The sequence below is a fragment of the Labrys sp. LIt4 genome (genome assembly GCF_017813775.1).
Classification (GTDB): Bacteria; Pseudomonadota; Alphaproteobacteria; order Rhizobiales; family Labraceae; genus Labrys; species Labrys okinawensis_A.
The window spans coordinates 399,770-421,838 of sequence record NZ_JAGIPY010000003.1 but is presented as its reverse complement, the minus strand read 5'-3'; the positions used below and the strand labels follow the sequence as shown (position 1 = coordinate 421,838).

The window sequence follows — 22,069 nt, the reverse complement described above, 5'->3', positions numbered from 1 at the left end:
TGCAAAGAAAACGGCCGCGGAGAAGGTCCGCGGCCGTATGAACATGAAGAAGAGAACTAGCCCTTCAGCTTCTTGTTGCATTCGCTGTAATAGCCGCCGCCCTTCTGAATCCATTTCAGGCCGCCATTGCCGTTGTTGGCCTTGTTGGCATTGTACTGGTCGAGGCAGGTGTGCATGCGCTGCTTGCCGGCCGACTCCTTGGCATATTTGGGATCGACGGCCGACGGGAACACGGCGCTGCCCGAAGGAGCGGCGGTCGGAGCCGGCTTGGCGGCCGTCGTCGCAGCCGGAGCGGCAGGTGCTGCCGGCGCCGTGGCAGCCGGCGTCGCTTCCGTGCCGCATTGTGCCTTGCGGAAATCGTTCCAGGTGGCGCCGTTGAGCGTATTCGCGGTCTTGGCCGCCTGATATTTGTCGCTGCACTCCTTCATGGTGAGCGCTTGCGCCGGCGCAGCCAGCGCGACCGCACTGGCGATCAGTAGTCCGGTACCAATGATGGCGGAACGAAGCATCATTCTAACTCCCTCATTTTCGGCGGATATCGCCCGCCGCCGACTCTGGATATTCCTCAGCCGGAATGCCTATTTGTGTGATCATGAATACGGCGAAGGTACGGCACACCCCGGTGATAGACCGAGTCTGCCAAAGAAAAAAGAGGAACTTTCATCAGCTCGGATCAGTTTCCATTCTGGCAAAAGCTTGCCGACGCTTCCCGCCGGCAAGCTTTTTTGCCCGAATTTCAGTCAAGGTTTTACCGTCCCTAACGTCATCGAGCCAATCGAGCCGTGCCTTCACATCGGATCATGGCGACGAGGCGACGACTCTGCGCCTGCGAAAGATCGCAACCGGGGAGCCCAGATGAATGGATTGGCGCAGATATTCATAGCCGCATTTGAGCGCGACCCGCTGGGAGTGGATATTGTCGGGGCTCGTCATGCAGTTGGTGTACGGCAGATCGATATGACTGTCGAACCAGCTCAGAACCGCCTTGGCCGCCTCGGTGGCATAGCCCTTGCCGTGGGCCGCCCCGATCAGGGAGTAGCCGAGTTCGGGCGTACCTGAAAATTCCGGCTCCATGTCGCGCTCGAAATTATGAATGCCGACCTCACCAAGGAAGCGGCCATCGGTCTTGTCGGACACGATCCAGAAGCCGAACCCCATCCAGAGCCAATGGCCGGCATAGCGCAGCATGCGAGTCCAGACTTCTTCCCGCGGATAAGGGGATTTGCGTACATAACGAAGCACCGCGGGCTCTGCCCACATGGCCGTGAGGCTCTCCAGATCGCCGGGTTTGTGCGCACGCAAAATCAAGCGTGATGTCTCGATGGTGGGAGCGACGGTGAATGCCGACAGAAGGGGCATAGGCGAACTTTCCTCGATCTCATCCGTGCGATCGGTCGTATTGATAGGTGCAAAATGCGTCTCGGTTCCCTTCGACAACTCGGAGGGGGGATGGTTAGTCAGATAGGCGATAGTCCTAGCTCCTGGGTTGGGCGGTCGCGAAAGGTCCGCCTGGTAGCCACGCGCTTGCATCGCTACCGGGCGGTCTGGTCCAATCTTGCATCGCAACAGCCGATGAATCTCTGTCGGTGACGATGGTGCCTGTCAGCCTCATTGCCAATTTGCGCATTCGCCGTCAGGCGTACCGGGCCTGTGAATAGCGCCAGCAGGCCCATCGGATGTCGACCCGAAAGAATCGAGCCGAAATCGGTTTCAGCCATGATGACATTCCGAATCCGCCCCCTGACGATTGACCGGATCCGGAGGTCGGGTGCCCAATTCGAGCCACCCGCTTGCCTGATATCACAAGGCGCGGCTGCGTTTGTGCGGACCGGGCTTTTCATCGTGCCTCGATGAGCGTGAGCGACCAAGTCCACTGGTAATTTATTACGGCAGTACGAGGCGAGCGCTCTTGTCCATAGGTGCAACATGCGCGCTTCCTCGATCTTCCCGAATGTTGGCTCGACAACACCAGCACGAGCGTGACGCGGGTGTTATATCGATAGGGAAGCTTACGTTTGGTCAGGCTTGCCAAGCCGTTTCAATGCCGCTTCGCGCCGTCTCGGCCACGCTGGAGGGTGGATTGTCACATTGTTTTGTCTGACAAACTGTCCTTAATATCGCCGTGAGGAAACATCCCGAAAAGAGCAGCTGGCGGCACGCTCCGGCGGCGAAGGCAGGGCGATCATGCAAGAGCCTATGAAAACCGGACGACCCGTCATCTGTGTCGGCGCCACCACGGTGGACCAGGTGCTGGAAATCGACGAAATGCCACGGCAAGCGGTCAAGGTTACAGCACGCCATCATTTCAAGCGTGGGGGTGGGCCGGCGGCGACGGCTGCGGTTGCCTGTGCGCGTCTGCTGCAGCCGGCCGAATTGTGGAGCCGTCTGGGCAATGATGCCGAAGCGGCTTTTCTGTGCGAGCGCCTGCGCCATCACGGAGTCGGGATCGAAGGCGTCAAATGCAGCGGGGAGATGGATACGATCACCGCCGTGGTGATCGTCGACCGCCAGGGTGAACGGTTCATCGTCGGCCATGACCATACCGACCTGCCAGCCTCGGCGGCCCACCTGCCGCTGCAGGACATCGCCAGGGCCGGCGCGGTGCTTGCCGACATCAATTGGCACGAGGCTTCTCTTGCGGCGCTGGATGCGGCGGCTGCGGCGGGAGTCCCTTCGGTGCTCGATGCGGAGGTCACCGATCCGGTTCTCCTGTTGGAATTGGCGCGACGGGCGAGCCTGCCGGTGTTCTCCGAGGAGGGTTTTGCGCTCGCCAGTGACGGGGGGCAACCGGATGCGAAGGGCTGCGAAGCGCTGTCCCGACGCCTCGGCGGTACATTCGGTGTCACATTGGGCGCCCGCGGATCGCTATGGTGGGTTGACGACGTTCTGACCCTGGTTCCCGCCCTGCCGGTCAACGTGCTCGACACCACCGGGGCGGGAGATGTGTTTCACGGCGCGCTGGCCGCCGGACTGGCAGAGGGGCGGCCTGTGATCGATGCCGCCCGCTTTGCCAGTGCGGCCGCAAGCCTCAAATGCGAACTCGGCAATGGCTGGGATGGCATGCCCGAAAGGCAAGCCGTCGTGGAAGCGGCGGCCCGGCTGGATCCGCTCGCGGTCTCTTGAAGCAAAGCGCGGGAGCACCAGCGGAGCTTGGAATCAAAACGGTGCCGTCAGGCACGGACACCGGTCTGGCGCGGCATTGCAGCCTTACAAGCCGCGTTTGGCCGAGTGTCCGCGAAAGCACCCGTAAAGCGTCTTGCCTACGCGATAAGGGCGCTTGCCTGGGGCACCGTTTCCGAATGTGAGCCAATTACGCAAGACACCGGTGGCTCGGCCGGGTAGGAGGAGGGGGCGGTTATACGCTACCGCCCCCCGGAACTCGTTTGATGGGCTCAATAATTGTCCCAGCGGCGCTCACGGTAGTAGGGGCGATCCCAGCCGCCATAGCGGGGACGGTAGCCATCGCGCCAGCCCCAGCGGGGATGAGGAGGACCCCAGCCGCGGCCATACCCATACCCGCCGCCATAGCCATAGTAGGGACGGCGGATCGGGACGCAGCGGCCCCAGCGATTGGGTTGCCAGCCGGGGCCGCAGCCCCAACGGACATCCTGAACCAGCGGCGAGGCGCCCGGTGCCACGGGGGCGACGTTCATGGCCGACGACGTGCCGACACTGGCCACAAGGCCCGTCAGCGCGAAGGAGGCCGCAATCACGGTCTTGCCGAGAATATTCATCGGTTACCTCATTGAGGGGTCTCGAGCTCATGGGAACTCGAGGAGCAATGAGGACACGATGCCATCAGCTGCCTGAACGAGGCGCGAACGCTCTGGTCATCTGGCGTTCAGAAACATGGATGAAGGGGCGAGGGGCCGTGCCGGAGGGGCCTGAACGTTTTTCAGAAAAGATGACAGGCGATGAGCCGGGCGCCTATTTCTCGACGCGATCCCAGCCATTGGGACCAAGCCGCTCCTGCGGCAGGAAGCGCCCCTTATAGGCCATCTTGCGCGATCCCTCGACCCAGTAGCCCAGATAGAGATAGGGCAGCCCCATCGCCTGCGTACGGGCAATATGGTCCAGGATCATGAAAGTGCCGACGCTGCGTCCCGCCATGGCGGGCTCATAGAACGAGTAGACCATGGACAGGCCGTCGGCCAGCACGTCGGTGAGCGAAACTCCGATCAGCGGACCCTCGCCTTGCCGGTTCAACGGCAAGCCGGCGCCGGATAGGCGGTACTCGACCAATTGCGTGTTCACATGGGTGTCCTCGACCATCATCGCATAGTCGAGCACCGTCATGTCGGCCATGCCGCCATCGGCATGGCGCTGGTCGAGATAGGCCCGGAAGGTGGAATATTGTTCCGAGGTCGGCGCGGCGCCGCGCATTTGCGAAACCACGTCGCGATTGTCGGCCAGCACGCGGCGGAAGGACTTCGTCCTGATGAAATCGGCAACCGGCACGCGCACCGAAACGCAAGCCTTGCAATTCTCGCAGGCCGGCCGGTAGGCGATGGTTTGCGAACGGCGGAAACCACCATGGCTGAGCACGTCGTTGAGGCGCGCAGCCCGTTCACCGATCAGGTGGGTGAACACTTTGCGTTCCTGCTTGCCCTTCAGATAGGGACAGGGCGACGGCGCGGTCAGATAGAATTGCGGTGAGTCGCGTATTTCAATGCTCAACGCCATTCTCCATGCATGAAGGCGAAAGCTACCACCGGGCGCCGCGTCCCGCCAGAGTCCCGCTGCCGGGCGACATCAAATTATCGCGCCCGGCGCCGTTTTTGAAGCCACTCCTCAGACCTGCCGGGGGGTGGCATCGGCGAAGCCGAACAGTCCGCCCGGACGGAAGATCAGCATGAGGACGAGAAAGGTCATTACGGCCACGTCGCGATGTTCGATCGGAAAATAGGCCTGCCAGATGACCTCGAACAGGCCGAGCACCAGTCCGCCGAGCAAGGCCCCTTCGATCGAACCGATGCCGCCGATGACGGCTGCGACCAGGCCTTTGAGGCCGATCATGGCTCCGCCATAGGCGTCACCCCCACCATAATAGACCGTCATGATGAAGCCGGCGAAACCGGCCAGCGCGGAGGCGAGGCCGAAGGTCAGGGCCAGCATGCCGCGGCTCGATATTCCGACGAGATTGGCCATCAGGGCATCATCCGATATCGCGCGCCAGCGCCGGCCAAACTCGCTCCGGCGCATCAGCAGGACGACGGCGAGGGCGACGAGGGCGGCCCCCGCACCGATCGACATCTGCATGACGGTGATGTGCACGACGAAATTGCCCGATCGCACCACGGGCAGATAGGGGCTGGTGATCGGCGGCGCCCAGCGATCGTTGGGCCCTTGGGCGACGCGCATCGCTTCGCGCATGACCGAAGCCACGGCTACCGTGGCGATCAGGATGGTCTGGCCGCGGCGGAAGGCAAGGGGAGCAAAGACCAGCTTCTCGACCATGTGACCGGCCACGACCACCAGGCCCACGGCGGCGGTGAAGACGACGACGAGATCCACGGCCGGGGACCGGGAGCCGAGCGCCAGCATCACCAGCATGATGGAAACGCTCATCACCCCGCCGAGCGTGGCAAAGTCCCCGAAGGCCAGGTTGATGCGCTGGACCAGGCCGAAGACGAGGGCATAGGCCACCGCGATCAGCATGGTCATCGCCGTGGTCGGCACACCATTGCCGAGGCTCTGCACCAGGAAGGCGACGCCGCCGGGAACCTCCGGGACGTCGGCCACGGTTTCGCCCGGGCCCGGATCGGCAAGGACGGCTTCGGGGCGCTCGAGCCAATAGCGCTTGAGAAGATGGAGTTTCCAGGGAGCAAAGGCTCCGCCGTCGGCGGTCAGGGCGCTCAGCTCGACAAACCGGTTATCGGGGGAGCTCGGTTCGAAGGCGCAGAATACGCTGTGATTGCTGCTGCGCCCCTGGTACAGCGCCCGGTAGTCGATGCGCATCTTGAACGGTGCGGAGGCTGGAGCAATGGCGGTAACGGTAAGTCTCTCCGCATCGAGCGTCACGGCGGGCAATGTCTGCCGGCAGATGCGGATTTCCTGCGGGTCGAGGCTGTCGCGACAGGAAGCCAGGCACAAGGTGACGAGAACCAAGGCGATGACACGATGGATCAAGGGTGCCGCCTGAATCTTCGCGCCAGACCGGTTGACCCGAATTTTGATATCGGCGCTGTCTGCAGGTCAGAGTACAGGCTCGCCGCGATTCGGACAGCAATCTCGCCGGTCAGAACAAGGACATGCTCAACCGCGTGCTTTTCCTAAGGCGCCGGCGAGGATATCCTCGATTCCCTTTCCTGGTTCGAGACTCGTGATGCGTGACGGCAAGCCCAGTGTGACCATCGTTTATTGTCGGCAATGCCAATGGCTGCTCCGGGCCGCCTGGATGGCCCAGGAACTGCTCTCGACCTTTTCAGAGGATTTGGGCGAGGTCACGCTGGTGCCGGCCACCGGCGGCGCCTTCCGCATCGAATATGAAGGCCAGGAGATCTGGGAGCGCAAGCGCGACGGCGGCTTTCCCGATGTGAAGGCCCTCAAGCAGCTGGTGCGCGACCGGCTCGATCCCGATCGCGACCTCGGCCATATCGACCGGTAGGGATGGACGGCGCGGCCCGCTATTTGCCGCGCAGATATTCGGCAACCCTCGGCGCGAAATAGGTCAGGATGCCGTCGGCCCCGGCGCGCTTGAAGGCGGTCAGGCTTTCGATCATGGCCTTCTCGCCGTCGATCCAGCCATTCTGGGCGGCGGCCATGATCATCGCATATTCGCCGGAGACCTGATAGGCGAAGGTCGGGCGGCCGAAGCTCTGCTTGAGGCGGGCGACGATGTCGAGATAGGGCAGGCCGGGCTTGACCATGATCATGTCGGCACCTTCGGCGATGTCGAGCTCGGCCTCGCGCAGGGCTTCATCCGAATTGGCATAATCCATCTGATAGGTGCGCTTGTCCCCCTTGAGTGCGCCGGAGGAGCCCACCGCCTCGCGGAACGGGCCGTAGAAGGCCGAGGCATATTTGGCCGAATAGGCCATGATCTGCACGTCCAGGAAACCGGCGGCATCGAGCGCGGCGCGGATGGCGCCGACGCGGCCGTCCATCATGTCGGAGGGTGCGATGATGTCCGAACCGGATTCAGCCTGGACCAGGGCCTGTCGCACTAGCAGCGCCACGGTCTCGTCATTGAGAATGCGTCCGCCTTCCAGCAGCCCGTCATGACCGTGCGAGGTGTAGGGGTCGAGCGCGACGTCGGTCAGCAGGCCGATTTCCGGCACCTTGGCTTTGATGGCGCGGCAGGCCCGGCAGGTCAGATTCTGCGCGTTCAGAGCCTCGCTCCCGGTGGGATCGCGCAGGGAAGGGTCGGTGTAGGGGAAGATCGCCACCACCGGAATGTCGAGGGCGGCGGCGCGCTGTGCCTCCTCGACGGCGATGTCGACGCTGACGCGGTCGACGCCCGGCATCGCCGCAACGGGGCTTCTCAGATTCTCGCCCTCCTGCACGAAGATCGGCCAGATCAGGTCGTTGGTGGTGAGCACATTCTCCTTCACCAGCCGGCGGGCCCACTCGCTCTTGCGGTTGCGGCGCGGGCGCTCGATGAGGTCGAGGCGGTCCGAGGCAGAGACGAGGGCGGGCTTGAGCGGGGTTACGGAGGAAGGCATGGCAGTCTCTTCGAAATGAACTTTGGAAGGGTTCTATCACATCCGGCGGAGCGTAGGCATGCCGTCATGTCACACCCCGGTAGCGGCAAATGCAGGGGCCGGATTGCCAGACCCGGAAAGTACCGGCGAGACGTCAGGATATAGCTGGTCCCGTTCATTGGCCGAATTTCAATTACCGCCATGCGGCGGGGTGATTTGCCCTTGGCTCCTGGCGCGGTTAGAAGGATCGGCAGCAACGAGGCACGAGATGAGCGATATCGAGTTTGACCGCGACGGCCCGCCCTACGGCGCCTATCTGTTGTGGTTCATGCGTGCCGTAGCCGTGCTGTGGATGGCCAAGGGCATCATCCATTGGTGCCTGATCCTGGGGATCGGGCAGGCCGATCCGGACCGTTTCCTCGATATGCCCGTCCTCACCCAGAGTGCCGTGATCGTGTTCGCTGTGTTCGATCTGGTCGCGGCCGTCGGCCTGTGGATGGCGGCGACCTGGGGCGGGGTGATCTGGCTGATCGCGTCCGGCAGCTATTTTGTCATCTCGCTGTTCCGTCCGGAGATCTTCGGCCGCCAATATGCAATGATGGCGACGATCGGCGTCCTGATCGTGCTCTATGTCGGTCTTGCTTTTTTGGCTTCCCGCGAGCGGCGCCATCCGTGAGAGGCGATCAGCGGGCTGTTGCAACTATGTCACGCGCGTCGGGGTTCGCGCTCACATCGCGGTGATCGTGACGCCACTTGCCACATTTGTCCCGGTTTTGCCGCTTTCTGGCGATAGGGATCCACGCAAGTTTCGTATAGCGGGATAGTGAAGGGCCGATGACGGGTTCCAATTTTTGGTCTCGGTTCGTTTACCTATCCCGTGTATAGGGCTCGGTTAATTCATGACCGCAGGGAATTACCGGTACGGTAGGTGCGTGTCGCAAGCGGGCTTTGCTGCAGGATTGGAACAAGATGTCTGACTATTCTCGTCGTGGTTTTCTCTCCACTTTGGCCTTGGGGGCCGCCGCCACCGCGCTGGCGCGGCCGGCATTGGCACAGGACTACGGCCTGGGTCAGATGGAGATGAAGGAACGCTACGATTCAGTAGCCAGCCCCATCGGGCAGGCCAGCAGTTCCTCGCCCACTTTCTCGGCCTATACCTTGCAGGCCACGCAGAACGCCCTGCAGAAATATAGCGAAATCGCCGCCCAGGGCGGCTGGCCGGAGGTGACCGGCAAGGGCCGCCTGCAGCTCGGTTCGCGCAGCCCCGACGTCGTCTCGCTGCGGCAGCGCCTGATCGCCTCCGGCGATCTGGCGCCCTCCCTGGGCGGCTCGCCCGTCTTCGATTCCTATCTCGACGGCGCCGTAAAGCGCTTCCAGTCGCGTCATGGCATCCTGGCGAGCGGTGTCGTCGGCGACACCTCGCGTGCCGCTCTCGCCATCCCGATCGACGTGCGCATCAAGCAGCTGCAGATGAACATCGTGCGCCTGCGCTCGATGGGCAATCTGGGCAACCGCTACATCATGATGAACATTCCGGCGACCGAGCTGGAAGCGGTGAACAACGGCGTGGTCGAGCAGCGCCACTCCACCGTGATCGGCAAGCCGGACCGGCCCTCGCCGATCCTGTCGACCGTGGTGCAGAACGTCAATTTCAATCCTTACTGGACTGTGCCGCTCTCCATCATCAAGAAGGACCTGATCCCTCTGATGCAGAAGGAGCCGAGCTATCTGGCCGACCATCACATCCGCATCTTCACGCCGCAGGGCCAGGAGATCACGCCCGAGCAGATCAACTGGAACACCGACGAAGCGACCAAAATGCGCTTCCGGCAGGATCCGGGCTTCGGCAATTCGCTCGGTCAGGTGCGCATCAACATCGCCAACCAGTATGGCGTCTACATGCACGACACGCCCTACAAGTCTGTGTTCGGCTCGGACTATCGCTTCGATTCCTCCGGCTGCGCCCGTGTGCAGGATGTACGCGAGTTGGTCGCCTGGATCCTGCAGGGAACGGAATATACCCGCGACCGTATCGACGAGGTGATCCGCTCCGGCGCCCAGACGACGGTGAACCCGGTCGCCAAGGTGCCGGTGTTCTGGGCCTATGTCACAGCCTGGGCGACGCCGGAAGGCCTGGTCGAATTCCGCGACGATGTCTACAACAAGGACGGTTTCGCCTCGCTCTCGGTGGTCACCAAGGAAGAGCAGGGCTGAGGCAGGGCAGCGCGCCCTCGTTCAACCTGAAGAAGATCGGCAGCGCCGCAGCCTCGTCTGCGGCGCTGTTGCGTTTCGGGGCTGCTTCCCAGTCATGGCGCAACTTTGGTCGCTTGCAGACATGACTTTGCGGTGCAACTCCGTTATGTCGTCTGCCTCTTCTCCAACGAGGCCTTGCCACGATGAATGACGCTCGCTCCGCCGCCCTGTCGAACAGCTTCTTCGCCGCCGATCTGCATTCCGCCGATCCGGAGCTGGCGCGCACCATCGATCTCGAATTGGGCCGCCTGCGCGACCATATCGAGCTGATCGCCTCCGAGAACATCGTCTCCAAGGCGGTCCTGGAGGCCCAGGGTTCGATCATGACCAACAAATATGCGGAAGGCTATCCGGGCCGCCGCTATTATGGCGGCTGCGAATTCGTCGATATGGCCGAGAACCTGGCGATCGAACGCGTCAAGAAGCTGTTCGGCTGCTCCTATGCCAATGTCCAGCCCAATTCCGGCAGCCAGGCCAATCAGGGCGTGTTCCTGGCGCTGATGAAGCCGGGCGACACCTTCATGGGCCTGAACCTCAATGCCGGCGGCCATCTCACCCATGGCTCGGCTGTCAATATGTCCGGCCGCTGGTTCAACGTGGTTCCTTATAATGTGCGTCCCGACGACCAGCGCGTCGACATGGACGAGGTCGAGCGTCTCGCCCATGAGCACAAGCCCAAGCTGATCATCGCCGGCGGTTCGGGCTATGCCCGCCACTGGGATTTCGCTCGCTTCCGTGAGATCGCCGATGCGGTCGGCGCCTACTTCTTCGTGGATATGGCCCATTTCGCCGGCCTGGTTGCCGGCGGGGCCCATCCTTCCCCGTTCCCGCACGCGCATGTGGCGACCTCGACCACACACAAGACCCTGCGTGGGCCGCGTGGCGGCATCATCCTCACCAATGACGAGGAGATCGCCAAGAGGGTGAATTCGGCCGTGTTCCCGGGCCTGCAGGGCGGGCCTCTGATGCATGTCATCGCCGCCAAGGCCGTGGCCTTCGGCGAGGCGCTGCGGCCCGAGTTCAAGGCCTATGCAAGCCAAGTCGTGGAAAATGCCGCCGCCCTGGCGGCCAATCTCAAGGGCAATGGCTTCGACATCGTCACCGACGGCACCGACAACCACCTGATGCTGGTGGACCTGCGTCCCAAGAACCTGACCGGCAATTTCGCCGAGAAGGCGTTGGAGCGCGCCCATATCACCTGCAACAAGAACGGCATTCCCTATGACCCGCAGAAGCCGATGGTGACCTCGGGCATCCGCCTCGGCACCCCCGCCGCCACTTCGCGCGGCTTCGGCGTCAAGGAGTTCCAGGAAGTCGGCGATCTCATCACCGAGGCGCTGGAAGGCCTGGCCAAGAACGGTGCTGACAACAATGGCGCGGTCGAGGAGGCGGTACGCGCCAAGGTCAACAAGTTGACGGGCCGTTTCCCCATCTATTGAGTCCCTGGGAGAGCGGAGGTCCTCGTCTGCTCTCCTTACCTCCGAGCAAGCGGTTTCCAGGAGCGGACGAGGACGTCCGCGCTCCCAGGAATAGTCCATGAAATGCCCCTATTGCGGCGCGCCCGACACGCAGGTGAAGGACAGCCGTCCCACCGATGACGGAACCTCGATCCGCCGCCGCCGCGTCTGTTCCGATTGTGGCGGACGCTTCACCACTTTCGAGCGCGTGCAGTTGCGCGAACTGACGGTGGTGAAGCGTTCCGGCCGCAAGGTCGCCTTCGATCGCGACAAGCTCTCGCGCTCGATCAGTACGGCGCTACGCAAGCGGCCCGTCGATGAGGAGCGGGTCGAACGGCTGGTCAACGGCCTGGTTCGGCAGATCGAGAGCCTGGGAGAGAGCGAGATCACCTCCGAGCAGATCGGCCGCATCGTCATGAAGGGGCTCAAGGCCCTCGACGACGTCGCCTATGTGCGCTTTGCCTCGGTCTACCGCAATTTCAGCGAAGCCAAGGATTTCACGGCCGTTCTGGATGAATTGAGCATCGAGGACGAGACGCGGGCGGACGAGGAGTAGGCTCTTCCGGCCCGCATGGGCGTGACATGACTGTGCCGCGCTTGCATGACGCATGCGGCAAGCCTATTTGCTGCTTCGAGCTTCCAATGCCGGTTTGATTTCCTCCTGTGACTTTCGCGATGCCTGTCTCCGCCATCGACACCCTGCGGCGCGACGAACGCTTCATGCGGGCGGCGTTGGCGCTGGGGCGGCGGGGGCTTGGCAATACCTGGCCCAATCCGGCGGTCGGCTGCGTAATCGTGCGGCGGGTCGGCGATGCCGACGTCATCGTCGGCCGGGGCTGGACACAGCCGGGCGGGCGTCCTCATGCGGAGACCCAGGCATTGGCCGAGGCGGGATCGCTGGCCAAGGGCGCCACGGCCTATGTCACCCTCGAGCCCTGCTCGCATTATGGACGCACCGGCCCCTGCGCCGATGCCTTGGCCCGGGGAGGCATAGCGCGCGTGGTCGGCGCCCTGCGCGATCCCGATCCTCGCGTGGGCGGACGCGGCTTCGACATGCTCCGGCGCTATGGCCTCGAGGTCCGCGAGGGCGTACTGGCGGACGAGGCCTTCCAGGCCCATGTCGGGCATATCACCCGCGTGACCTTTGGGCGCCCGGGCGTGACGGTGAAGATCGCGGTCTCCGCGGATGGCAAGCTGGCCGGTCCCGGCGGACGGCCGGTGCGCATCACCGGCGAGGAGGCGAGCGCCCATGTGCACCTGATGCGGGCCCAGAGCGACGCGATCGCGGTCGGGATTGGCACCGTGCTGAATGACGACCCGTTGCTCACCGTACGATTGCCCGGCATGGCTGCGCAGTCTCCGCTGCGGATCGTCTTCGATTCAAGGCTCAGGCTCCCGCTCTCCTCGCGGCTGGTCGAGACGGCGCGCGAGGTGCCGGTATGGGTCATGGCCCGCGCCGATGCGCCGGTCGATCCGGAACAGAGGCTGGTCGAGGCGGGCGTTGAAGTGATGCGGATCGGCTGCTCCGCCTTGTCTCCCGGCGAGGGAGCGTCCCTCGATCTCGGCGAGGCCTTGCGTCTGCTGGGCACGCGGGGCGTTACGCGCCTCCTGGTCGAGGCCGGCCCCCGGCTTGCGGCCGGGCTGGTCGAGGCCGATCTCGTCGAGGAGTTCGTGCAGTTCACCTCGCCCGAACCGATCGGGGAGGGGGTGCCGGCCCTGACGCCGTTGCTTCAGGCGAAAATCGACGCCCAATTGCCCAATCTGGCTGCACGCATGATCGGACATGATACCATGACCGTTCAGCGCAGGAATTGAAGGGCCTATCATGTTTACCGGCATCATCACCGACATTGGCGAGATCGTCGCGCTGGAGGACCACGGCTCCGCCAAGCGCATCACCATCGCCTGTTCCTACCCCGCCGACACCATGACGGTGGGCGCTTCCATGGCGGTGGCCGGCATCTGCTTCACCCTCACCAGCCTCGCCCTGCGGCCGGGTGGCGACGCTCTCTTCACCGTCGATGCCTCTTCCGAGACGATCGGGCGCACGACGCTCGGCTCCTGGGGCGTGGGGCACAAGCTCAATCTCGAGCGGGCGCTGCGGATCGGGGACGAACTCGGCGGACATATCGTCTCCGGACATGTCGACGGGGTGGCGACCGTGCTGGACCGCAAGGACCAGGACGGCACCTCGCAATTTACCTTCCGCGCACCCGCAGACCTGTCGCGCTTCATCGCCCAGAAGGGATCCCTGGCGCTCGACGGCACTTCACTGACCGTCAACAAGGTGGAGGGCCAGGATTTCAGCGTGATGATGATCCCCCATACCCTGTGCGTCACCACCTGGGGCCAGACGGCCGTGGGGGCCAGGATCAACATCGAGATCGATACCATGGCGCGCTATGCCGCACGTTTGGCGGATGTCGGCGCCGAGCGCTGGAGCGACCGTCCCTGAAGCCGGGCCGCGTCTGTTCTGCCATGCTTTATGGTCGCATCGCGCCTGCTCAAAACGGCTTCCCCTTTCCGGCCCAATGCTCTAGAGCAAAGCGCGTTCGTGACTGAATGCTTTTTTGCTCTAGCTCCTCGTTCCGACGCGTCTTTGCGATTCGAGACGCTTCCGTCTCATCGCAAAACGCTCTAGGAACGCCCTCAATCCACCAGCATTCAGGCGGCCCGTGCAGAGGCTGCCTTTTCCTCCGAAACGAGAAGTCCCATGGCCGGTCCCAGGCGTGTATCCAGTTCCTCTACCCCTACCTTCGAAAGCACCGAGTCAGGTTTCGGCGGGCCTCTGCCGCCGCATATCCTGATCGTCGAAGCCCGTTATTACGAGGAGATCGCCGATGGTCTGCTTACCGGCGCGACCGGCGCCATCAAGGCAGCCGGCGGCAGCTTCGACGTGCTTACCGTGCCGGGCGCCCTCGAGATCCCCTCGGCCATCGTGATGGCCCTCGATGCCGCCACGCAGCGCGGCCGGTCCTATGACGGTGCCGTGGCGCTAGGCTGCGTGGTGCGTGGCGAGACCACCCACTATGACATCGTGGCTGGCGAAAGTTCGCGCGCTTTGATGGACATCTCGGTGCAGAGGGCTCTGCCGCTCGGCAACGGCATCCTCACCGTCGAGAATGACGAGCAGGCCCGGGTTCGCGCCAGCATTTCGGAAATGAACAAGGGCGGCGGCGCGGCCGATGCCGCCCTGCACATGATTGCCCTCAAACGCCGCCTGCATGGGGTCGAGGCATGAGCCGCGCCCAGAAGCGTTCCGCTGCGCGCCTTGCCAGTGTGCAGGCGCTCTATCAGATGGACATCCGCGGCACCAATGTCGTCGAGGTGCTGGCGGAATTCGAGAACCATTGGATCGGCCAGGAAATCGACGGCGTGGAATATTCGCCGGCCGAGGAGAGCTTCTTCCGCGACATCGTCGGCGGGGTCGTGCGCGAACAGCGCAGCATCGACCCCAAGGTCGACCAGGCGCTCGCCGACGGCTGGCCGCTCAAGCGGGTGGATGCCATCCTGCGCGCCATCCTGCGGGCCGGCGTCTATGAATTGCTGCATCGCAAGGACATCCCGCCGAAGGTGACGATTTCCGAATATGTCAGTGTTGCGCATGCTTTCCTCGACCGCGAGGAATCCGGCATGGTCAATGCTGTGCTCGACAAGATCGCCAAGGCCGAACGCAGCGATCACCTCCAGGCCTCCTGATTTCCGGTGCACGCATGGCGCGGCTCACCGAAGACCAGCTGATCAGCCGTTTCTTCGCCCCGCTCGCGACCCATCCTGGTGCGCGCGGGCTGACGGATGACGCTGCGACGCTGAGTGTGCCGCCTGGAGAGCATCTGGTGGTGACCACCGATGCGCTGGTCGCCGACATTCATTTCCTCGCCGACGACGATCCCGATCTCATCGCGCGCAAGGCCTTGCGCGTGAACCTGTCGGACCTTGCCGCCAAGGGTGCGCGTCCGCATGCCTATACGCTCTGCCTGGCCCTGCCGCCCGGCTGGCGCGAGGACTGGCTGCAGCGTTTCGCCGAGGGCCTGGCAGTCGACGGCAAGGAATTCGCTTTCGCCCTTCTCGGCGGCGATACCGTCAAGACCACGGGGCCGCTGACGATTGCCGTCAATGCCTTCGGCCTGGTGCCCTCCGATCGCATTCCGCGTCGGGACGGCGCGCAGCCGGGCGACATTCTTTATGTCAGCGGCTCCATCGGTGACGGGGCGCTAGGCCTTTTGGCGCGTCGTGGGGCGGACGGCCTGGCCGGGCTTGCGGAGGTGGAACGCGATTACCTGGCCAGGCGCTATCTCCTGCCGCAGCCGCGCATCGCGCTGGCGCCGGCGGTGCTGGCCCACGCCTCGGCCTCTATGGATATCTCGGATGGCCTCGTCGGCGATCTCGCCAAGCTGCTGCGGGCGTCCGGCGCGTCGGCCGATCTCGAACGCGATGACGTGCCGCTTTCATCGGCCGCACGGGCGGCCTGCAGGCTCGACGCGACATTGCTGGAAACCGCCCTCACGGGAGGGGACGATTATGAGATCCTTTGTGCGGTACCACCCAGCCGGCGCGTGGCCTTCGAGGCGGCGGCACAGCACGCAGGCGTGCAAGTCAGCCCGATCGGTACGGTAACCTCGGGGAACCACGCGCCTCGATGGCTCGATGGCGAGGGCAACGAAGTCCCATTCGCCCGAGGCAGCTTCAGCCATTTCTGAGCGAGACGGAAAAGGACGCAGCAAACCTTCTCCCTCAAGGGGAGAAGGAAAACCTGCTTTGTCTTGTTGGCTTTCTCACTTCCCCGCCAGGCCCTTGGCCAGGTCTTCCGGCAGAGTCAGGCGATAGGCCAGCACCAGCGTATCGTTGGTGATGCCGGCGTCGTAGCTCTGGCCCTTCATCACGCCCTTCCTGGTAAGGAAGTCGTTGTCGTTGCCGACGAACAGGAAGGCATCGTTCGGCGCGGCCGGATCGAGGGCGGGGACCAATGTCATGGCTTCCCATTTTTCCGACAGGGTGAGGTCGTTGGCCTTGGCATTGTCGATGTTGAGGCCGAACTTGCCGAGCTGGGTGGCGTTCAACAGGTTGACCAGCACCTGCGAGCGGGCCGGGGTGATGGCCGGATCGAGGACGTTGCGGTCGTCCTTTGCGGGTGCGATCGGCTTGGTGCCGGTTTCATAATCCGTGTCCGCCAGATTGGTGGCACCGCTGGTGTCGACCACCAGGACAGCCTTGAACATTTCCGGATTCTTGCACTCGCAGCCATGGCCGGCGCCGTCGCGGGCGAGCAGGAGGAAGCGATGGTCGTCGAGCGCCACCATCTCGCTCTGGGCGGCCGTGCTGTCGATCTTGCCGTCGCCCTTCTTGGAATAGACCGGCAGTTCGATCGCATAGACCGCCTTGGGGGTCTTGGGGAGCGGGTCCGAGGCGACGTCATAGACATAAATGCGGGTGGTGGCGCGGTTCGCCTGGTTCTTGCCGGCGGAGCTGTCCTGGAGCGTGCCGCTCTGCAGCACGGCGTAGAGGGTCTTGCCATCGGGCGTCAGCGAGATCGCCTCCAGACCCTGATTGTTGCGCCGGCCGGTATCGGGCGCTTCCATCGAGGTGAAGTTGATCTTGCCCTTCTTGGTGGGAACGAGTGCCGGGCTGGGCGGGATGAGGCCCTTCAGCTTGCCGTCGGGCCCGAACAGGTAGACGGCGGCGGCATATTCGTCGCCGACATAGAAGCTGCCGTCGGCGCGATAGGCGATCGACTCGGCATCGAAGGAGAGGGAGCCGGCGCCAAGCGCGCCGGCCGGCGGCACGGGCAGGGTGTAGCCGTCCATCCCGGCGGTGTTGTCACCGGGATCGGCACCCGTCGTCGGCTTGCCGTCGAGGCCGGTGAGGAAAACGCCCTTGCCGTCGAGCGGTTTCAATTCGATCTGCGATTGCGAGGTCACGGCGGCAGGCAGGGCGGGGCCGGAATAGGGTGTGAAGGCGAAGTCGAAGGCGAGGACGCGGCCCTGATAGTCGAAGAACAGGCCCTTGTCGGGATTATTGTAGCCGCGGTCGGGCAAAGAGCGGAGCTGGCCCTTATAGCCGTTGGCCGTCTTGCTCCAGCTCTTGGGATCGATCGCCATGGAGGAGAAGGAGCCGAGCGTGTCGCCCCTCTCGTCCTTGAGGTCGGCGCTCAGCCGGCCGACGCCGACCAGACCGTGATTGACGAAGCTGCCGCCGGCGAAATCGATCTTCTCCTCGCCCGGGGCGGAAGAAACGAAAGGCTCCTTGATGGCCAGGGGCTCGGCACTTGCCAGCGTCGGCAGAACCGAAAAGGTGGTGAGAAGGACGGTACGAATAAGGCGCATGGAAATCTCGCTCGGTGGCCAGAACAGAGGCGCGCCTCAGCGAAAACGCGTCTTTGCTCTCGGTCTTTGTTGTTTCGATGAGTCTTCGCGATTTCTGGCGGCACGGCCGGATCGCAAGACGCGTCAGCGCCAACTTCCTTGGCAAGAGCCGATGACAGAGGCGTGACAGTTTTCCGACGAGTGACGCACCAAGAGGATCTTCGAAAGAACTTGCCGTGAACGCACTGCGTCGGTTGCGCTGCCCGTATGATTTTGGCAGCATCGCGGCAATCCGGACAATCAGACGGCTCCGGTGGGAGGATTCGCCGCACCTGCAATATCCTGACCTTGGATGCGAAGGGCAGGGGTCGTTCGTTCGTGCGATTTGTTCAGTGGCTTGTGCGAGTAAAGAACAAGGAACATTTAGTCCATGCTTTCTCTGTGGGTCATTATTGCGTGCGGGGCGCTTTCCCTCGTTTATGGAATCTGGGCATTCCAGTCGGTGATGGCGCAGCCCGCCGGCAACGCCCGGATGCAGGAAATCGCCGGTTTCGTGCGCGAAGGCGCGCAGGCTTATCTCAGGCGCCAATACATCACCATTGCCGGCGTCGGCATCATCATCTTCGCCCTGGTCGCCTATTTCCTTTCGATCCCGAGCGCCATCGGCTTCCTGATCGGGGCCGTGCTCTCGGGCCTCGCCGGCTTCATCGGCATGAACATGTCGGTCAGGGCCAATGTCCGCACGGCGCAGGCCGCGATGAACTCGCTGGGGCAAGGCCTCGAAGTCGCCTTCAAGGCCGGTGCGGTCACCGGCCTGCTGGTGGCGGGCCTGGCTCTTCTCGGGGTGGCCGTCTACTACTATGTGCTGACCGGCCCAATGCAGCTTTCCTTCGCCGATCCCAAGCAGGCGCGTGAGATCATCGATTCGCTGGTGGCTCTGGGCTTCGGCGCCTCGCTGATCTCGATCTTCGCGCGTCTCGGCGGCGGCATCTTCACCAAGGGCGCCGATGTCGGCGGCGACCTCGTCGGCAAGGTCGAGGCCGGCATTCCCGAGGATGATCCGCGCAACCCCGCCACCATCGCCGACAATGTCGGCGACAATGTCGGCGATTGCGCCGGCATGGCAGCCGACCTGTTCGAAACCTATGCAGTCACCGTGGTCGCCACCATGGTGCTGGCGGCGATCCTGTTCGCCGGCACGCCGGTGCTCTCCAATGTGCTGCTCTATCCGCTCGGCATCGGGGCGGCCTGCATCGTCACCTCGATCGTCGGCACCTTTTTCGTCAAGCTGGGCGCCAATCAGTCGATCATGGGCGCGCTCTACAAGGGCTTCATCGCTTCGGCGGTCCTGTCGGTAGCGGGCCTGGCCGTCGCCACGCATTTCCTCATCGGCTGGGACTCGATCGGCACCATCGGCGGCCATGACGTCACCGGTACCGCCCTGTTCGCCTGCGGTATCGTCGGTCTGGTGGTGACGGGCCTGATCGTTTGGATCACCGAATATTATACCGGCATCGGCTATCGGCCGGTGCGCCAGATCTCGCAGGCCTCGGTCACGGGACATGGCACCAACGTCATCCAGGGCCTCGCCGTCTCGCTCGAGGCGACGGCGCTGCCGACCATTGTGATCGTGGCGGGTATCATCGCCACCTATACGCTGGCCGGCCTGTTCGGCACGGCGATCGCCGTGACGACCATGCTGGGCCTTGCCGGCATGGTGGTGGCACTCGACGCCTTCGGCCCGGTCACCGACAACGCCGGCGGCATTGCCGAAATGGCCGGCCTGCCCAAGGAGGTCCGCAAGTCGACGGACGCGCTCGACGCCGTCGGCAATACCACCAAGGCCGTCACCAAGGGCTACGCCATCGGCTCGGCCGGCCTCGGCGCCCTGGTGCTGTTCGCCGCCTATACCTCGGACCTGGCCTATTTCTCTTCGAATTCGGCCCAGTATCCCTATTTCGCCGGGGTGCAGCCGAACTTCTCGCTGGCCAATCCCTTCGTGGTGGTCGGCCTGCTGCTTGGCGGCCTCATCCCCTATCTCTTCGGCGGCATCGCGATGACCGCGGTGGGCAAGGCGGCATCGGCCATCGTCGAGGAGGTCCGGCGCCAGTTCCGCGAGAAGCCCGGCATCATGCAGGGCACCGACAAGCCGGACTACGGCAAGGCGGTGGACCTTCTGACCCGCGCCGCCATCAAGGAGATGCTGGTCCCCTCGCTGCTGCCGGTCCTGTCGCCGATCGTGATCTATTTCCTGGTGCTGTGGATCACCGGCTCGAAGTCGGACGCTTTCGCCGCCGTCGGCGCCATGCTGCTCGGCGTGATCGTCACCGGCCTGTTCGTCGCCATCTCGATGACGGCGGGCGGCGGTGCCTGGGACAACGCCAAGAAATCCTTCGAGGACGGCTTCATCGACGCCAACGGCACCAAGCATCTCAAGGGCTCGGAGGCCCACAAGGCCTCGGTGACCGGCGACACGGTTGGCGATCCCTACAAGGACACGGCCGGTCCGGCCGTCAATCCGGCGATCAAGATCACCAACATCGTCGCGCTGTTGCTGCTGGCCATCCTGGCCCATCACTGAGCTTTCGCGATAGTCTATGGTGGGTGAGGGAGGGCATTGCCCTCCCTCATTCGTTTTGAGGCGGCCGGAAGGGCCGCAACGGTCCTGGCCGATGATCGAGACACGTCTTCTGCACCAGTTCGTCATCCTCGCCGAGGAACTGCATTTCCATCGCGCCGCCGAGCGGCTGCATATGGCCCAGCCGCCCCTGAGCCAGGCCGTGCGCAAGCTCGAGGAGAAGGTCGGCGCGCGCCTGTTCACGCGCAGCAATCGGCATGTCGCCCTGACGGAGGCGGGCGTTGCCTTTCTCGATACGGCGAAGGCCTGCCTGGCAAGCCTGGAGCAGGGGGCCTTGCGGGCTCGCCGGATCGAGGCGGGCCTGGCAGGCCGGCTTGCCATCACCTTTGTCGGCACGGCCCGTCGCGACCTGGTGCCGCTGGCGCTGCGGACATTCCGCTCCCGTTTTCCGGAGGTGGAACTCGTGCTGCGCGAGGCGACCACGGCCAAGCAGATCGAGGCCCTGCGAGGCAAGCAGGCCGATATCGGCTTCATGCGCTGGCCGGGCATTCCGGCAGCCGATATCCGTTTCGAGCGCATCGAGCGTGAGCCGGTCCTGGCCGCCTTGCCCGACGATCATCCCCTCGCCACCGGTGCAGCGATCAGGCTTGAGCAGCTGGCCGGTGAGGATTTCATCATGACCCCTCGGGACGAGGGGGTGAGCTTCCACGACCAGCTGATCGCCCTGTGCCGGCATGCCGGGTTCGAGCCGCGCGTCACCCAGGAAGCCTGTGAGATGCAAACCGTCGTCGGCCTGGTGGCAGGCGGCATCGGCGTGGCGCTGGTGCCGGCCTCGGCCGGCCAGGAAAACCGCAAGGGCGCGGTCTTTTGCCCGATCATCACCACGGCGCCGGATGAACTGAGCCATATGGACATGGTGCTGGGCTGGCGGGCCGATATGTCCTCTTCGATCCGCGACAGTTTCATCGATGTCGTCAGGCAGGTGGCAAAAGCCGATACACGATAGATATCAATCGATCTTCTATAATATATTTTACATTCGTGCCTGGGTGGCCAAAATCGCTGCGAGCTGAGCTGGAGCGGTTGTCATGAGCCTTCGCCCGATGGATCGACGTGATCTCCTGAAGTTTGCGGCAGCTGCCGTGACCATGACTTCTGGCTTCCAGGCCGGCTCCAGTTATGCCCGAAGGAGCAGGAATTCGATGATCTATCAATTGCGCATCTATGAGATATTCGAGCACAACAAGGCGGCTTTCCACGCCCGTTTTCGCGACCATGCCGTTCGCATCATGAAGACCTACGGTTTCGACTTCGCCTCGCTGTGGGAGACGGCCACGCCGGAGAGGACGGAATTCGTCTACCTGCTGCGCTGGCCGGATGCAGAGACCATGAAGGCGGCCTGGGACCGCTTCATGGCCGACGAGGAATGGCAGCGCATCAAGGACGAGACCGTGGCCCGCGACGGCAAGATGGTCGGCGCCATCGAAGATCGCACCATGCAGGCGGTCGACTATGCGCCCGTGATCTGAGAGGCGGAAATCGCCCCGCAACCCTGGAGTGCCGATCTTCAGATCGGCATTCTTGGAAACGATGCATTTTGCAGAACACGGCGTATCGGGTGCATGCCTCTGCAATGTTAGCGCCTATGGGCGAGCCGGATTGGCCGCCGACGAACAGGTCCAGCAAACCGCGGTACGGCGCCGGCCGATCGAGCTCACCGGCATTCCCACGCCGGTTGACAGGAGAGGGAGAACAAGCAAGCTGGCCGAGGGGCAAGCCTCAATGATCCGACATGCTCCTCGATATGCGAGGGCTGCCGGGCTGGCCGCGACCCGT

22 protein-coding genes are annotated in these 22,069 nt (G+C 63.7%); 14 read left to right on the top strand and 8 right to left on the bottom strand.

All coding sequences use genetic code 11. The annotated features are described in order from the left end of the window. Positions 1-56: 56 nt before the first annotated feature. The 3 genes from J8I29_RS07845 to J8I29_RS07835 form a co-directional block, all read right to left on the bottom strand. On the bottom strand, positions 57-509 hold the full coding sequence (locus J8I29_RS07845) for a hypothetical protein (protein ID WP_105862555.1): 453 nt from the start codon (positions 507-509) through the stop codon (positions 57-59). Between the two features lie 289 nt (positions 510-798). Then, complete coding sequence (locus tag J8I29_RS07840; protein ID WP_209431211.1) at positions 799-1,437, bottom strand: GNAT family N-acetyltransferase; 639 nt, start codon at positions 1,435-1,437, stop codon at positions 799-801. A gap of 95 nt (positions 1,438-1,532) precedes the next feature. Further along, positions 1,533-1,718 (bottom strand): hypothetical protein, encoded by a 186-nt coding sequence (locus tag J8I29_RS07835; protein ID WP_146126883.1) that lies wholly within the window; start codon positions 1,716-1,718, stop codon positions 1,533-1,535. Positions 1,719-2,196: 478 nt separating this feature from the next. Between J8I29_RS07835 and J8I29_RS07830 the strand changes: the two genes are divergently transcribed. Beyond that, complete coding sequence (locus tag J8I29_RS07830) at positions 2,197-3,123, top strand: PfkB family carbohydrate kinase (RefSeq protein ID WP_209431210.1); 927 nt, start codon at positions 2,197-2,199, stop codon at positions 3,121-3,123. 269 nt (positions 3,124-3,392) lie between these two features. Here the strand turns inward: J8I29_RS07830 and J8I29_RS07825 are convergent, their stop codons facing one another. The 3 genes from J8I29_RS07825 to J8I29_RS07815 form a co-directional block, all read right to left on the bottom strand. Then, the gene (locus J8I29_RS07825) at positions 3,393-3,734 is read right to left on the bottom strand and encodes a hypothetical protein (protein WP_245196766.1); all 342 of its coding nucleotides are present in this window, start codon (positions 3,732-3,734) and stop codon (positions 3,393-3,395) included. A 193-nt stretch (positions 3,735-3,927) separates the two neighbouring features. Next, the gene (locus J8I29_RS07820) at positions 3,928-4,677 is read right to left on the bottom strand and encodes an arginyltransferase (RefSeq protein WP_105862028.1); all 750 of its coding nucleotides are present in this window, start codon (positions 4,675-4,677) and stop codon (positions 3,928-3,930) included. Between the two features lie 114 nt (positions 4,678-4,791). Further along, positions 4,792-6,129 carry a branched-chain amino acid ABC transporter permease gene (locus tag J8I29_RS07815; protein ID WP_209431209.1) on the bottom strand — a complete coding sequence of 446 codons (1,338 nt, stop codon included), beginning with the start codon at positions 6,127-6,129 and terminating at the stop codon, positions 4,792-4,794. 196 nt (positions 6,130-6,325) lie between these two features. On the opposite strand from J8I29_RS07815, the gene J8I29_RS07810 reads away from it, so the two are divergent. Then, complete coding sequence (locus J8I29_RS07810) at positions 6,326-6,607, top strand: SelT/SelW/SelH family protein (protein WP_068298899.1); 282 nt, start codon at positions 6,326-6,328, stop codon at positions 6,605-6,607. A gap of 19 nt (positions 6,608-6,626) precedes the next feature. Here the strand turns inward: J8I29_RS07810 and hemB are convergent, their stop codons facing one another. Then, positions 6,627-7,664 carry a porphobilinogen synthase gene (gene hemB / locus J8I29_RS07805; RefSeq protein WP_209431208.1) on the bottom strand — a complete coding sequence of 346 codons (1,038 nt, stop codon included), beginning with the start codon at positions 7,662-7,664 and terminating at the stop codon, positions 6,627-6,629. Between the two features lie 247 nt (positions 7,665-7,911). Here hemB and J8I29_RS07800 point away from each other — a divergent pair, with 247 nt between their 5' ends. The 9 genes from J8I29_RS07800 to thiL all read left to right on the top strand — a co-directional run bounded on the left by J8I29_RS07800 (position 7,912) and on the right by thiL (position 16,053). Beyond that, a complete protein-coding gene (locus J8I29_RS07800) occupies positions 7,912-8,319 on the top strand; it encodes a DUF6163 family protein (RefSeq protein ID WP_209431207.1) in 408 nt (135 codons plus the stop codon). Positions 8,320-8,612: 293 nt separating this feature from the next. After that, entirely contained in the window at positions 8,613-9,857 is a 1,245-nt protein-coding gene (locus J8I29_RS07795) for a L,D-transpeptidase family protein (protein ID WP_105862553.1), read from the top strand. Positions 9,858-10,039: 182 nt separating this feature from the next. Continuing rightward, complete coding sequence (gene glyA / locus J8I29_RS07790; protein ID WP_209431206.1) at positions 10,040-11,335, top strand: serine hydroxymethyltransferase; 1,296 nt, start codon at positions 10,040-10,042, stop codon at positions 11,333-11,335. A gap of 97 nt (positions 11,336-11,432) precedes the next feature. Continuing rightward, positions 11,433-11,909, top strand: coding sequence for a transcriptional regulator NrdR (gene nrdR, locus J8I29_RS07785; RefSeq protein ID WP_105862023.1), 477 nt, complete (start codon positions 11,433-11,435; stop codon positions 11,907-11,909). Positions 11,910-12,028: 119 nt separating this feature from the next. Next, positions 12,029-13,168: a bifunctional diaminohydroxyphosphoribosylaminopyrimidine deaminase/5-amino-6-(5-phosphoribosylamino)uracil reductase RibD gene (gene ribD, locus J8I29_RS07780; protein WP_209431205.1), complete on the top strand. Its 1,140-nt coding sequence runs from the start codon at positions 12,029-12,031 to the stop codon at positions 13,166-13,168. Positions 13,169-13,178: 10 nt separating this feature from the next. Next, a complete protein-coding gene (locus J8I29_RS07775) occupies positions 13,179-13,808 on the top strand; it encodes a riboflavin synthase (RefSeq protein ID WP_209431204.1) in 630 nt (209 codons plus the stop codon). 258 nt (positions 13,809-14,066) lie between these two features. Beyond that, on the top strand, positions 14,067-14,594 hold the full coding sequence (locus J8I29_RS07770) for a 6,7-dimethyl-8-ribityllumazine synthase (protein WP_105862020.1): 528 nt from the start codon (positions 14,067-14,069) through the stop codon (positions 14,592-14,594). Continuing rightward, positions 14,591-15,052, top strand: a complete 462-nt coding sequence (nusB, locus tag J8I29_RS07765) for a transcription antitermination factor NusB (RefSeq protein ID WP_105862019.1) — start codon at positions 14,591-14,593, stop codon at positions 15,050-15,052. Before J8I29_RS07770 ends, nusB begins: the two co-directional genes overlap by 4 nt. 14 nt (positions 15,053-15,066) lie before the next feature. Next, on the top strand, positions 15,067-16,053 hold the full coding sequence (gene thiL, locus J8I29_RS07760; protein ID WP_209431203.1) for a thiamine-phosphate kinase: 987 nt from the start codon (positions 15,067-15,069) through the stop codon (positions 16,051-16,053). A 75-nt stretch (positions 16,054-16,128) separates the two neighbouring features. Here thiL and J8I29_RS07755 read toward each other — a convergent pair whose 3' ends face one another. Continuing rightward, the gene (locus J8I29_RS07755) at positions 16,129-17,676 is read right to left on the bottom strand and encodes an esterase-like activity of phytase family protein (protein ID WP_209431202.1); all 1,548 of its coding nucleotides are present in this window, start codon (positions 17,674-17,676) and stop codon (positions 16,129-16,131) included. A gap of 409 nt (positions 17,677-18,085) precedes the next feature. On the opposite strand from J8I29_RS07755, the gene J8I29_RS07750 reads away from it, so the two are divergent. The 3 genes from J8I29_RS07750 to J8I29_RS07740 all read left to right on the top strand — a co-directional run bounded on the left by J8I29_RS07750 (position 18,086) and on the right by J8I29_RS07740 (position 21,762). Next, positions 18,086-20,236 (top strand): sodium-translocating pyrophosphatase, encoded by a 2,151-nt coding sequence (locus tag J8I29_RS07750; RefSeq protein ID WP_209431201.1) that lies wholly within the window; start codon positions 18,086-18,088, stop codon positions 20,234-20,236. 91 nt (positions 20,237-20,327) lie between these two features. Further along, positions 20,328-21,239: a LysR substrate-binding domain-containing protein gene (locus J8I29_RS07745; RefSeq protein ID WP_209431200.1), complete on the top strand. Its 912-nt coding sequence runs from the start codon at positions 20,328-20,330 to the stop codon at positions 21,237-21,239. 196 nt (positions 21,240-21,435) lie between these two features. Continuing rightward, a complete protein-coding gene (locus tag J8I29_RS07740) occupies positions 21,436-21,762 on the top strand; it encodes an NIPSNAP family protein (protein ID WP_209431199.1) in 327 nt (108 codons plus the stop codon). Positions 21,763-22,069: the final 307 nt, after the last annotated feature.